The sequence below is a fragment of the Bacillus sp. JJ722 genome (genome assembly GCF_036963345.1).
In the GTDB taxonomy this organism is placed as follows: Bacteria; Bacillota; Bacilli; order Bacillales; family DSM-1321; genus Bacillus_AD.
The window spans coordinates 1-13,707 of sequence record NZ_JBALMO010000091.1 but is presented as its reverse complement, the minus strand read 5'-3'; the positions used below and the strand labels follow the sequence as shown (position 1 = coordinate 13,707).

The window sequence follows — 13,707 nt, the reverse complement described above, 5'->3', positions numbered from 1 at the left end:
GAGAACTATAAATATATGAATGATTTAGCGACCATTTCCAAAAGTGTCGTTCAAAAACACAAGTGAGCATGTCACAAAAACTTAAAAGTAATGTAACCGTCACATTTAATTACTAAAATTGGCAACTGCGTCGATCCATCTTCTGCGTGGGCAATTTATACTTTCTTAACGTGTAAAAATTAGAAAGCAAAAAAATATGGCTCTCTATTTCAATTAATTTAACTTAAACCGTTTAACTACTTCCTGCAATTCTCCAGCAATGCTGTTCATATGCTGAGTTAATGCAGCCGCTCGTTCCATTTCAACCTGCTGCTGTGCGGCGGATGCACTAACTTCTTCAGCCGATGCTGCGGTTTCCTCCGAAATAGCGGATACACTTTGGATTGCGTCAATTGCCTGTTCTTTGTAATGAATCATGTCATTTAATTTAGCTGAAATATTGTTAACGGCTTCTTCAAGCTGTTTCGCTATTTCTGCATTTTGTTTAAATGAAGATTCCGTGCCTGTAACGGATTGATTATTCATTTCCATTAACTCAATGTTTTGGTTGATCATATCGACTGTTTGTTGCGATTCATTCAATATTTCTTGAACGGTTTGTTGTATGACATCTGTTTCTTTTCGCGATTCCTCTGCCAGCTTCCTTACCTCTTCAGCCACGACAGCAAACCCTTTTCCATGTTCACCTGCGCGGGCCGCTTCGATACTTGCGTTTAGTGCTAGCAAGTTCGTCTGTGCGGTAATGCCATTGATAGAAGTAATAACGGTATCAATATCAGCAATCTTTTGGGCAAGTGTTTGAATTTGTTGCTGGACTTTTTCATTCATTTCATTTGTGGCTTCATTATGTTCACGAAGTAAATTGACCTGTTCCATCCCTTGAACAGTTGACTGCCCTGTTTTTTGAGATAATTGATTCATTTCTTCCGATAGATTAGCTAATAAATCAATTTGTTCTGCAAGATCAACCATTTGTTTACTTGTATGCTCTGCATCTTCTGATTGCTGGGAGGCTCCTTGGGCAATTTCGTCTACTGCTGCCGCTACTTCTTCACTTGAGGCAGAGACCTCCTCAAATGTATGATGCACTTCATTTGATGATTGATTTAATTGTACAGATGATTCTTTGACTGTATTTATTGCCTCGTTTGTTTTATCAAGCATATCGTTAAACGCTAATGCTACTGTCCCAATTTCATCATTGCGAATTTGCGCTTCATCCACCTTTTCTGTTAAATCACCTGTAGAAGCTGTTTCTATAGACTTCCTTAAATACGTAAGAGGCTTTAATTGTCTATGAATAAACAAGGATGTCGCAGAAGACATGATTAAAATCATTATGAACGCCGCCGCAATTGTTACGTATAAAACCGTTTTAACTGTTTTAAGAATAGTTGATTCCGGCATGACCACCTGAACAGACCAGACTTCCTCGATTCCTTCAATCGAGACAGGAGCGAATGCGTTAAATGCCTTTTCCTTTAACTGCTTAGAATCAACATATAGGTTAGATACTTGTCTATCCATTAAATCAGACTTCACTTTTTTCCAATCAAGTGCTTCTTCCATATTCGTGCCAATTAATTTCTCATTAATACTGTTTGCCACTAGATAGCCTTGATCCGTAACAATGCTTGCATAGCCGCCATCTGGCTTTATTTCCTTCACTAATTTGTTTAAAAATTCTACCGAGAAATCAGCTGTCAAAACACCAATAAATTGTTGATCTTTCGAAAACAACGGAACTGATATTGTCGTCATCAAGATTGTCTGATTTCCCATTTTATAGTCGTACGGCTCTGTTAAAATAGTCCTCTTCTCATTTTTAGGAATTAAATACCAATCTCCATCTCCTTCCGTTTCATAATTGCTAAGTGCTTCTGTATGAACCTTCTCTCCATCTTTATACATGTAAGGGATAAAACGTTTTTGCTCATCAATTAATATTGGATCAATTGATTTATCTTCTGGTAGAACGCCACTTTCCAAAATAGCTGCCATACCAATAATATGCTGATTTTTAGCTAGGTTATTTTCAATAATCTTTAACAGACCTTGAGCTGTCATCATTTCATTGTTGTTAAGTGCTTCGATTATATGTTTGCTTGTCATTAAAGTCTCATTCGTCTGCTTGAAACGATCACTCATTTCAGCAGCATAAACTTTTGTGTGCTCATTTGCATATGCCTCTGCCTCTGCCACACTTTTATTATATAAAATGAAATTCGTCACAATGGAATATACTAAAAACAATAATATAAATAGCCCAATGATTAGTCCCGACAACTTCCACGCAATGCTTTTTGTTTTTCTCATCTGTTTACATTCCTCCTGCAGTGTTAATCTCTCTTATGTAATCGGTATCAAAAAATAATCATTAATAGCTCACTATAATATTTTTTAATTTTATTGGAATTCTAAATATTTACGGTAATTGCTAGAATGCTAGGCCAATCAACAAACCTGCTTGTCTTTTTTCTTATATAACACTGTAAGGAAGTACGACATTACATTACCTTCTTATTGGCCATCTATAGCGGAATGCGTAGAGGAGAAATACTCGGTCTTAAATAGAGTGATATTGATTTCAGGAAAAAAATCATTCGTGTAGAACGAGCACTGATTCAGATTCCAGGAAAAGGCTATCAACTTTCTTCACCGAAAACGTTCAAATCGAAACGACAAATTCATATCCCAGATCATCTTCTAGAGGATTTAGTTACTCACAAACAGCAACAAGAAGAGTGAAAAAACGATTAGGGAAGGCCTATCAGGATAACAACTCGTTTTTACATTTCTAATAGCTTGTTTTCATAATCAATCCTGAATTCCGGAATCGCTTTGACAGCATTACCGAATTCAACAACTTAACAAAAGAACATCTCGTACTAATTGTCAACATCATGCTTGTTGAGTTATATGACATGCTTCAAGTAGAAGGAATTACCCTTAAAGTACCGATAGAAGTAAAAGAAAAACTTGCCGAACTTGGCTACCATCCTCAATTCGGTACAAAACCTTTACGTAGAGCCATCCAAGAACACTTAGAAGATGGAATTGCTGACCACATGTACGACAAACCAGAAGCCAAGGCCTTGAAGGCTATTATTGAAGACGAAACAATTTAGATTGTGAATGAATAGTATGAAAAAGTCTCCTAATCAGATGATGGGAGACTTTTTTGCTAGGGGTTATTTAACCTATAGGTATTTCTATTACAATCATCGTGCCCATGCCCTCTTTACTTTTGATATGTAATCTCCCCTTTTCTCCATAGACAATCTTAATACGCTTATAAGTATTCTTTAAGCCAATATGACCACTAGATATATTTTCTATTGCTAACCGTTCCCGTAAAGTGTGCAATTGCTGTTTATTCATCCCATGACCGTTATCAGTTACCGAGATGCACATTGTATTAGACTGTACGGTTATTTTTATCTTTATCTTCCCGTTTGAATGCCTTTCACGGAAGCCATGACTAATACTATTTTCAATAAGAGGTTGGAATATTAATTTGAGTATTAAATGTTGATAAGCTTGTGCATCGATATGCCAGACAACTTCAAACGAATCACGATAACGAATTTGTTGAATACTAATGTAGCTTTGCGTATAGAGCATCTCTTTCTTCAAAGATACTAGGTTCCCTTGTTCATCAAGTGAGTAACGCAAGATGTCGGATAAATGTCCTATCATTTCATTTAAAGAGCTTTGTCCACCAGTTAAGGCTGTAGCTCTCCAGTTTATTGTCTCGAGTGTATTGAACAAAAAGTGTGGATTCAATTGAGATTGTAGAGCTTTAAATTCAGCAGCCTGCGCTTTGTATTCCTTACTTGATAGTTTCATTTGCAAGTAATCTCTTTTTATAAAAGTTTTCAACAAGCCATCCGTTATGTAGCTATAAATATCATTTTTTTTCTTCCTATCCATCGTTGTTAATGGCTTTTGTGTACGTGTAGCATCAAGTAAACTAGCGATTTCCCTTAAATGGCCAGAAACTTTCCTCGTATGATAGTAAGCATATCCCACTCCTAAAAAACATGACATAATAAGCATAGCTATTGTTAAATTTTTCAATTGATTTGACAATCGGTAAAGAGAGCTTTCCGGTATTAGAGAAACAAAGTTCCAATTATTATTGTCTGCATAAAGATTGGTGACAACAATTGCCCCATCTTTTGTTGACAATGTATTTGTTTGACTGTCGGCTAAATTTACTTGTGTTAATAATGCTTGAGCTTCTCTTGTATTAGAATGATTACTTGCCACGACTTCGTTCGCTTCATTTATAAAAAGAATTTGAGAATCTTCAAATGTCGCCAGTTGTTTCAGTCTATTCACCAAGAATGATTCTTTAATATTTAAAACAATCAAACTTTCTTCTTTGTTAACAAGCGGAACTCGTCTAAAAAGAGAAATTACCTTTTCCTCATAATATTTATCGCCTAGTCCTTTCTTTAAAATCGTACGCTTTTTAGTCCAGACCACATTTTCAATGTTTTCTGGACTTTTCATGTCTGTTATCCAATCAATATCTGGATAAGTCGAAACATCAGCCATTCCACCTTGCGAAGATGAAAGAAAGCGATTAAAATTGTTATCAACGTAAATGTAAATAGAATCAATATAAGGTTTACCAATAGCAGGGGAATCGATAAAATTCTTTAAGTAAGCAAGCTCTTTAAGAGCTGTTTTCGATGGATATTCAGTATTTAAGATTGTTTGGAGTTGTGTGAATTGCAAAGCGCTAGCCACAATGGTTAAGCTTAATGTATCTTGTTCCTGAAACAGAAATTCAATACTCTTTTTCGATTGCTGCAAGACGGTGGTGTTCTTCTTTTGCAAATCAGCTACAATATAGTGCTGGATGATGTAATAAGAAGTGATTCCAAGTATAAGTATAGGAATCATCATTGGAACGAGAATCTTGAATAAATTCGTTAAGAAGAAGCTTCGATAAAGTCTATCAAGCTCTTTATTCATTATAATAAATTCCTATATTCACGTGGTGATTTGCCGAAATAGTTGCTAAACTTCCGGGTAAAGTTCTTCGGATTACTATAACCGACGAGCTCACTTATTTGATAGGTTTTACGTTGTGAATTTTGCAAAAGGAGGATTGCATTTTTCATACGTATGTGAGTTACATAGTCCGAAAAACTCACTCCCGTTTTTTCTTTAAAAAAAGTACTCAAATATGACGGATTCATCATCACTAATTTGGCTGTAGATTCGAGTGAAACAATCTGATAGTTGTATTCAACATATCGAATTATATCCTGTATAGTTCGATTAGCTACTTTTGATAAATCAAAGAGGGTGTATTGCGGCATCAATTGTTCTACATTTATTTTTTGTCTAGAATGCAATAATTCATCACGAATTTGAATAAACGTTTCAGCCAATTCCTTATGTTTTGTCGGCTTCAGCAAAAATTTTCGTACCCCATATTCAATGGCACGTTGTGCATAGTCAAACTCCTTATGTCCACTAAGAAGAATAACAATGATATCAGATTTCATACGATGTAGCTCTGATGCAAGCTCTAGTCCCGACATCTTTGGCATACGAATATCGCAAAGTAAAACATCAAAGGATTGTTTGGAAATTAAATTGAGCGCCTCCTCCCCATCTTCAGCGATTCCCTTTACTTCAAAGCCCATTTGTTCCCAAGGAAAATACTCTTTTAGACCCATTCTAATTTCGTATTCATCATCAGCGATAAGTAATTGAAACAACATCCTTCACCTCATTTCCGAAATCCAAAATGACAAAATTAAGCTAGTAAATTAATAAAGTCACGTTTAATTATCAGAAAATTATAACATTAAATCAAAAGCAAAGATACTCTTTCTAAAAATAACGCACACAAGCTGAAAAAAAGAAACTAATTGTAAAAATTACACGCCTATTCAATAAGTAAAAACCATTGTAAAGTATTTTTTATAATTACTTTACTAAAAATTAACACATTGGAGGAGTAGTCGTGACTGATGTAAAGGATCATATAGAGAATCAGACATATTTTGATACCTATACGAAATGGAGACATCCGGCAGGTGTAAGATTAGACAGTTCTCTATGTTCAAAACCGATACTTTCTCCCATGTTAAAAATTTATGTGAAGTAAACTTTTTAAGGAGGAAATGCTGATGAATATTGTGGAGAAAATTGTGGGAAAAATTGAGTCTAAGAGAGAATCTTTTATCGAAGTAAGTGATCGAATCTGGGAGTTTGCAGAAACAAATTATACAGAATATCGTTCTGCTGAATTGCTCGCTACAATGTTAGAAGAAGAAGGTTTTAATGTAGTATGTGGAGCAGGTGAAATTCCTACAGCTTTTACCGCAACCTTCGGCACAGGTTCTCCAGTGATTGCCATCCTTGGTGAATACGATGCATTATTTCATTTAAGCCAAGAGGCAGGAATAGCTGAAAAGCGCCCTATTGAACAAGGAGGGAACGGGCATGGTTGTGGGCATAATCTCCTTGGTACTGCGGGGGTTGCCGCAGCTATTGCCGTACGTGAAATACTTGAAGAAGAAAAACTCTCCGGAACAATTCGTTACTATGGTTGTCCAGCAGAAGAAGGTGGCGCTGGAAAAGTTCATATGTTAAAAGCCGGATTATTCGAGGATGTTGATGCCGCCATATCTTGGCATCCTTCTACAAGAAATTCTGTTCTATCAGCCCGATTGATTGCAAATAACCGCATTAATTATAAATTTAAGGGAAGAAGCGCTCATGCTGGAGCTAATCCACATCATGGCAGAAGTGCTCTTGATGCAGTTGAATTAATGAATGTTGGAGCCAACTATTTAAGAGAGCATTTAATTCAGGATACACGCTTGCATTATGCCATTCTAAACGCTGGCGGTGATTCTGCAAACGTCGTTCAACATGAAGCTGAAGTGCAGTATTTGTTGCGCGGACCAAATATGGCAGTTGTCAATGATATGGTTGAACGTGTTACCAACATTGCCAAAGGTGCTGCACTCATGACCGGAACAACGTATACACATACAATTGACTCTGGAACATCGGATTTAATACCGAATCAGCCATTAGAGCTTTTAATGTATAGTAGTTTTAGTAAATTAGGTGTACCGCAATTCAATGAAGAGGAACAGAAATTCGCCAAATTAATTCGTGACACCCTTTCACAAGAAGAAAAAGTAAGTAAGAGAGATTTAGCTGATGTTCTTCTACCATACACATATGATATGGGAATTATGCACGGATCTACCGATATTGGTGATGTAAGTTGGAAAGTCCCAACAGCCCAGTGTACCACTGCCTGTGTAGCACTTGATACATCTTTTCATACATGGCAAGTCGTCAGCCAAGGAAAAACGTCAATTGCTCATAAAGGGATGTTACATGCCGGAAAAGTAATGGGATTGACTGCCATAGAGCTTTTTAGACAACCAAATATAGTTGCCCTAGCAAAAGAAGCACATGCTAACGAATTGCAAGATAAGCCGTATATTTGTCCAATCCCTGATGATGTACGTGTTCCAAAGGTAGAAAAAACAGCAACTTTAATATAAGCACTTTGATTTGAATGAAAGAGGGTTATTTAAGTGACTGCTAATCTATTGGATGTTGATAATATCAAAGTTTCGTTTAAGAGTGATGAAGGTGATGTTACAGCGCTTGATAACGTAAGCTTTCACATAAAGAAAGGGGAAATTCTTGGTGTGGTTGGTGAATCTGGCTGCGGAAAAAGTGTCACTTCCCTTTCAATCATGAGACTGCTTGGTAAAGGAGGAAGAATCTTTCAAGGTAACATTACTTATAAAGGGAAAGAATTAACCGCACTTTCTGAAGTTGACATGCGCAAAATTCGTGGCAATGAAATCTCAATGATTTTCCAAGAACCTATGACTTCTTTAAATCCTGTCTACACCATTGGAAACCAGATGATTGAAACAATCCGTTCACATCTAAAATTGAATAAAAAAGAGGCCAGGGACCTGGCTATTGATATGCTCAAAAGAGTTGGAATTCCAAGAGCTGATACAATCATTGATGATTATCCTCACTCCTTGTCTGGAGGTATGAGACAACGTGTCATGATTGCAATGGCCCTCGTTTGTGAACCGAGTTTGCTCATTGCAGATGAACCAACAACAGCTCTAGATGTAACCATTCAAGCTCAAATTTTAATCTTAATGAAACAGTTAATTCAAGTATCAGACGCTTCCATTATGTTAATTACCCATGATTTGGGTGTGATTGCAGAAATGGCTGACCGCGTAGTTGTGATGTATGCTGGTCAAATTATTGAAGAAGCTGATGTCTACACACTTTTTGACGATCCGAAGCATCCATACACACAAGGGCTTCTTCAATCTATTCCTAATATGGAAGACAAGCAAAATAATCGATTGGAATCCATACCTGGATCAGTTCCATCTCTTCAACATATGCCAAAGGGATGCCGCTTTAACACAAGATGCCAATATGTCATGGAAAAATGTCTAGTGGATCAGCCTGAATTAATTTCATTGTCAAAAAAACATTCCGCCCGCTGCTGGTTGCTTGAGAAAGATGAAAAACCATCAGAAATTTCAGTTCATTTGTCATTAAGTAAGTGAGGAGGAATTAGATTGGTCCATATCCCAAAAGAACCAGAGCCACTTATCGAAGTCAAAGAATTAAAAACATATTATCCAATTAGAAAAGGGCTCTTTTCCAAAACAGTTGGTTATGTCAAAGCTGTTGACGGGGTTAGCTTTTCCATCTACCCCGGAGAAACCCTTGGACTTGTTGGTGAATCCGGATGTGGAAAATCAACAATTGGACGTTCTTTGATTAGGCTAGAAAAAGCAAATGAAGGACAAATCCTTTTTAATAATCAAGATATTACACTAGCTTCAAATAGCAACTTAAGGTTAATGCGGCAACACTTTCAGATTATTTTCCAAGATCCATATTCCTCTCTTAACCCTAGAAAAAGAGTCAAAGATATTTTAGCTGAACCATTACATGTCCATCAAATTGTAAAACCAAACCAAATAAACAAGCGCGTTGATGAACTACTAGAAATGGTTGGGCTTCCGAAACATTCAAAAAATCGGTATGCACATGAATTTTCTGGAGGACAGAGACAACGTATCGGTATCGCTCGTGCCCTTTCTCTAAACCCTAAATTAATCATCTGTGATGAACCTGTTTCGGCATTGGACGTATCTATTCAAGCACAAATTTTAAATTTACTTAAGGATCTGCAGGAACAACTCGGCTTAACCTACCTTTTTATTGCACATGGACTAGGTGCGGTAAGATATATTAGTGACAGGATAGCTGTAATGTACTTAGGTGAAATTGTGGAGATTGGGAAGACAGAAGATATTATGACTAATCCGAAGCACCCCTATACAAAGGCGTTACTAAGCTCATACCCAATTCCCAATCCCCATATGCGCAATAATGAAAGAATCTTGATCCACGGGGATGTCCCAAGTCCAGCTAATCCCCCACAAGGCTGCCGTTTCCATACACGTTGCCCTATTGCCACTAGTGCATGTCGAGAAGGAAAGCCCGAATTAAAAGGCGAAATTCATAAAGCTGCTTGCTTTGCGATAGAATTATAGATTTAAAAGGGGGATGCCCATGCTGACGTATATCATTCGCAGAATACTCATAGCTATTCCTATTCTTATTGGTGTAACCATCTTAAATTTTCTCATTATTAATATGGCTCCAGGTAGCCCAATAGATATGATTGTCGATCCAAATCTGTCACCTGAGGTATTAGAAGCACAAAAGGACGCACTTGGTCTTAATGCCCCCCTATACGTCCAATATTTTAATTGGCTATTAAACTTATTACAAGGCAATCTTGGTTATTCGTTAATAACCTTTCAGCCAGTCTCAAGTATTATTATGGAAAGAATCGGTCCAACCATCCTATTAATGCTTACAGCACTAATTGTTGCCCTATTGATTGCCATTCCATTAGGTATATTAAGTGCGATAAAGCAAAATTCCACCATTGACTACTTAGCAACAGGTGGTGCATTTCTTGGCATCTCCATCCCCAATTTCTTCCTAAGCCTTGGTTTAATTTATGTTTTCTCCTTACAATTAGGCATCTTGCCATCCGGCGGAATGGGGACAATTGGTGAAGAAGGAGGATTTTGGGATACCACACTACACTTAGTACTACCAGCATTAGTACTAGTTACAGGAATAGCGGGTAAAAAAATTCGTTTCGTAAGGTCAAGCGTTATTGAAACATTGGGACAAGACTATCTACGTACTGCACGTGCAAAAGGGTTAAAAGAAACGGTTGTTATTAACAAACACGCGCTTCGAAATGCCCTTATACCAATCATAACGATAATTGGCTTAGATATACCGGTGCTCTTTGCTGGCGCTGTCGTAACAGAACAAATATTTTCTTGGCCAGGTATTGGCCAACTGACGATTTCCGCGATCATGTCTCGAGACTATACAACACTTATGGGGCTTAATTTAGTTGCAGCTATCATTGTCCTTCTTGCAAACCTAATGACAGATATTACGTATTCCATTGTTGATCCTCGAATCAAGTATAAATAAGTTTAGTTGTTAAGGGAGGTGTATTAGATGCGTACTTCTAATGTAAAATTAAATTCAGAAATTAATGCGGGATTATTAATTCAAGAGAAAATTGAGCAACAAGAAGAAAGTTACACAAGAATGGTTATTCGCCGCTTCAAGAAGCACCGATTAGCAGTAGTTGGAGCAGTCGGATTAATATTGCTCACATTCATTGCACTATTTGCTCCTCTTCTCGCTCCATATGACCCATATAACATTACAGGAAACTTTGCAGCCAGTCCTAGTAAAGAACATTTGCTAGGAACCGATCAAGTAAGTAGAGATGTGCTCAGTCGCCTAATATATGCGGCTCGTATCTCACTTCTAGTTGGTGTTGGATCAGTTGCTATCAGTGTTGTAATTGGCACTATTTTAGGGTTGATTTCTGGTTATGTTGGAGGATTAGTAGATACAGTTATTATGAGAATCGTAGATATTTTTATGTCTTTCCCACACCTCATGCTTATTCTTGTTGTTGTAAGTATTGTTGGTCCAAGCTTAAGCAACTTAATTTTAATCCTTGGATTGTTAAACTGGACTGGAGTGGCACGACTTGTACGAGGAAGCGTGCTTTCCATAAAACAAATAGATTATGTTAAAGCAAGCATCGCACTTGGCTTTTCAACACCACGCATCTTATTTAATCACATTCTACCTAATGTAATTGCGCCAATTCTTGTCTACTCAACTTTCGGAATCGCTAATGCGATATTAATAGAAGCATCTCTTAGCTTTCTAGGATTGGGTGTTCCGCCACCAACAGCAAGTTGGGGAAACATGTTAACTGAGGCACAGTCACTAACAGTATTAACTTCTCAGCCATGGTTATGGATTCCTTCTGGTATGATGATTGTCTTAACTGTACTATCTATTAACTTCATTGGAGATGGACTAAGAGATGCGCTTGACCCAAGAAGTATCAAGTAGTGATAAACCAATTTACAAGGAGGTAAAATATGAAAGTTCACACGAAAACATTTCTAATGTTAATCGTTCTCGCTCTGTTTATTATAGCTGGTTGTTCCAAAGCAACTAGTAATGAGTCAGGTACACAAAACAGCACAATCGATGTTAGCAAAGGTAGTGACAAAATTATCACGATTGGTATTACCAACCCTCCAGGAGCATTTAACCCAATAGTTCGTGGTGACTATACAGCATGGTATGTAAGCTCACTTCTTTATTCACCTTTCATTGAGCTGGATAGTTCTTTTGAATTTGTACCAAAACTCGCAAAATCTATTGAATCTGAAGATAACCAAACTTTCACGGTAACTTTACAAGAAAATGCTGTCTGGACTGATGGCAAACCCGTAACAGCTGAAGATGTGGTGTTCACTGCTAAACTAATTGGTTCTCCAGATTCAAACGCAGTCTATCAAGGCGCGACATTACTTGAAGGATTTGATATGAAAGGAAAGCTCCAAGATCCGAACGGTGAAATACCAGGTATCAAACTTATTAACGAACATACAATCGAATTTAAAACTAAGACACCTATGGAAAAAAATTTATTTTACGATAAAGTCGCTTCTCATTTCAAAACTATTCCGAAGCACATCTTTGAAGAAGTACCTCCTGCCGAATTTGCTCAACATCCTGCTATACAAGAACCTAAAGTGACAAATGGTCCCTTTACATTTGGAAAGTATGCTACAAATCAATATATTGAATTGAAAGCAAATGAAACATACTTTCTAGGGAAGCCAAAACTAGATAAACTATTCTTTAAAATCATGCCTTCTGCTAATATTGTTGCCCAACTTCAAAATGGCGAAATCGATATGAACTTCCCAGGGATTGGTACTATTTCAAATCAAGACTTTGAACGAGTCGAGAATTTATCTAATGTAAAAACGACTTTCGGAAATCCGATTGATTATCAAATACTTGGTTTTAATTATGAAACGATTGAAGATGTTAACGTGCGCCAAGCAATTGCTCATGCAATTAATCGTAAAATGATTGTTGAGAGCTTATTAAAAGGGAAAGGGGAAATTAACGATTTAATTTATTCTTCAGCGAATCCTTACTATAATGAAGATATTGAAACAGTGAAATATGATATAAATGAAGCTAAAAAATTACTAGATGCAGCAGAATGGGATTCTTCAAAAGTGCTTAGATTTGTAGTCCCATCTGGTAATGGAATCAGAGAAAAAATGGCCGACCTTATCGTACAAAACTTAGCAGATGCAGGAATTAAAGTGAAAATTGAGAAGTATGATTTAGCAACAGCTTTACAGAAAACGAAAACCGGAGAATACGATCTTTTTGTTTTTAGCTTTCCCTTCTCCCTGGACCCTGACATATCAACACTTTACCATTCTCAAGGAGCAAATAATATATTTAACTATACTAATTCCAAGTTAGATCAACTTCTTGGTAGAGGATTAGCTGAAGTGAATCCAGAAAATCGAAAGTTAATTTACAACGAAATTCAAGAACTGCTTTCGAAAGAAATGCCATCACTTGTGTTAGTTTATGAAACCCGCATGCAAGCTGTCTCAAAACGAGTTAAAGTCGGCCAACCAGCAGGTATAGGAGCTTTAGTTAATGTACACGAATGGGATGTAGAGGAATAACAAGCTTCGAGAAAATCCTTTTGCTAACAAAGAGCTTTCCAAAATCACTACAGAAATGATCGATGCTTTATACAATGACAAATTGGATGAAGGGTATAGCACGAATACCATCCGAAAGATCCATCAAATGTTAAACCAAGCTTTCAAATTCGGCACTTTTCAAGATCCTCGTAACTTGTTACGTGTAATGGAGCGATTATGTAAAAAGGAAAAGTCACGAAAATCCGCTTTCACGATATCCCTCATACACACGCTTCCATCTTGATTTCAGAAAGTGTAGATATCGTTAAAGTTGCGAATCATTTAGGTCATTCCAAACCAAAGACGACTTTAAATTATTATGCTCACCTAATTCCAAATGATCACGATGAGGTGGCGAATATCTTCCACAATGCCTTGATGCAGAAAAAAGAGCCGGATGTGAGCTTTATGTGAGCATCACACCAAAACGGAGAGACAATCAAGAAAATCCTTTTCAAACAAAAAGCCAGAAACCCTTTCTACACAAAGGTTTCTGGCTCCTGAAAAT

General features: G+C 37.0%; 12 protein-coding genes. 9 read left to right on the top strand and 3 right to left on the bottom strand.

The window, feature by feature from the left end:
• Nucleotides 1-213 precede the first annotated feature (213 nt).
• Complete coding sequence (locus tag V7014_RS12590; RefSeq protein WP_335507610.1) at nucleotides 214-2,316, bottom strand: methyl-accepting chemotaxis protein; 2,103 nt, start codon at nucleotides 2,314-2,316, stop codon at nucleotides 214-216.
• A gap of 497 nt (nucleotides 2,317-2,813) precedes the next feature.
• Here V7014_RS12590 and V7014_RS12585 point away from each other — a divergent pair, with 497 nt between their 5' ends.
• Entirely contained in the window at nucleotides 2,814-3,128 is a 315-nt protein-coding gene (locus tag V7014_RS12585) for a hypothetical protein (protein ID WP_335507612.1), read from the top strand.
• Between the two features lie 67 nt (nucleotides 3,129-3,195).
• Here V7014_RS12585 and V7014_RS12580 read toward each other — a convergent pair whose 3' ends face one another.
• Both V7014_RS12580 and V7014_RS12575 read right to left on the bottom strand, forming a co-directional pair.
• Entirely contained in the window at nucleotides 3,196-4,986 is a 1,791-nt protein-coding gene (locus tag V7014_RS12580; protein ID WP_335507608.1) for a sensor histidine kinase, read from the bottom strand.
• A complete protein-coding gene (locus tag V7014_RS12575; protein WP_335507606.1) occupies nucleotides 4,986-5,744 on the bottom strand; it encodes a response regulator transcription factor in 759 nt (252 codons plus the stop codon). The genes V7014_RS12580 and V7014_RS12575 overlap by 1 nt, the downstream gene beginning before the upstream one ends.
• 245 nt (nucleotides 5,745-5,989) lie before the next feature.
• On the opposite strand from V7014_RS12575, the gene V7014_RS12570 reads away from it, so the two are divergent.
• The 8 genes from V7014_RS12570 to V7014_RS27270 all read left to right on the top strand — a co-directional run bounded on the left by V7014_RS12570 (nucleotide 5,990) and on the right by V7014_RS27270 (nucleotide 13,613).
• On the top strand, nucleotides 5,990-6,133 hold the full coding sequence (locus V7014_RS12570; RefSeq protein ID WP_335507604.1) for a hypothetical protein: 144 nt from the start codon (nucleotides 5,990-5,992) through the stop codon (nucleotides 6,131-6,133).
• A gap of 22 nt (nucleotides 6,134-6,155) precedes the next feature.
• Nucleotides 6,156-7,553 (top strand): M20 family metallopeptidase, encoded by a 1,398-nt coding sequence (locus tag V7014_RS12565; RefSeq protein WP_335507602.1) that lies wholly within the window; start codon nucleotides 6,156-6,158, stop codon nucleotides 7,551-7,553.
• 33 nt (nucleotides 7,554-7,586) lie between these two features.
• On the top strand, nucleotides 7,587-8,603 hold the full coding sequence (locus V7014_RS12560; protein ID WP_335507600.1) for an ABC transporter ATP-binding protein: 1,017 nt from the start codon (nucleotides 7,587-7,589) through the stop codon (nucleotides 8,601-8,603).
• Nucleotides 8,604-8,615: 12 nt separating this feature from the next.
• Entirely contained in the window at nucleotides 8,616-9,602 is a 987-nt protein-coding gene (locus tag V7014_RS12555; RefSeq protein ID WP_335507598.1) for an ABC transporter ATP-binding protein, read from the top strand.
• A gap of 19 nt (nucleotides 9,603-9,621) precedes the next feature.
• Nucleotides 9,622-10,572, top strand: a complete 951-nt coding sequence (locus tag V7014_RS12550) for an ABC transporter permease (protein ID WP_335507596.1) — start codon at nucleotides 9,622-9,624, stop codon at nucleotides 10,570-10,572.
• Nucleotides 10,573-10,599: 27 nt separating this feature from the next.
• Nucleotides 10,600-11,520 carry an oligopeptide ABC transporter permease gene (opp4C, locus tag V7014_RS12545; protein WP_335507592.1) on the top strand — a complete coding sequence of 307 codons (921 nt, stop codon included), beginning with the start codon at nucleotides 10,600-10,602 and terminating at the stop codon, nucleotides 11,518-11,520.
• 29 nt (nucleotides 11,521-11,549) lie between these two features.
• Nucleotides 11,550-13,178 carry an ABC transporter substrate-binding protein gene (locus V7014_RS12540; protein ID WP_335507590.1) on the top strand — a complete coding sequence of 543 codons (1,629 nt, stop codon included), beginning with the start codon at nucleotides 11,550-11,552 and terminating at the stop codon, nucleotides 13,176-13,178.
• A gap of 261 nt (nucleotides 13,179-13,439) precedes the next feature.
• The gene (locus tag V7014_RS27270; RefSeq protein WP_438824911.1) at nucleotides 13,440-13,613 is read left to right on the top strand and encodes a hypothetical protein; all 174 of its coding nucleotides are present in this window, start codon (nucleotides 13,440-13,442) and stop codon (nucleotides 13,611-13,613) included.
• The last annotated feature ends 94 nt before the right edge of the window (nucleotides 13,614-13,707 follow it).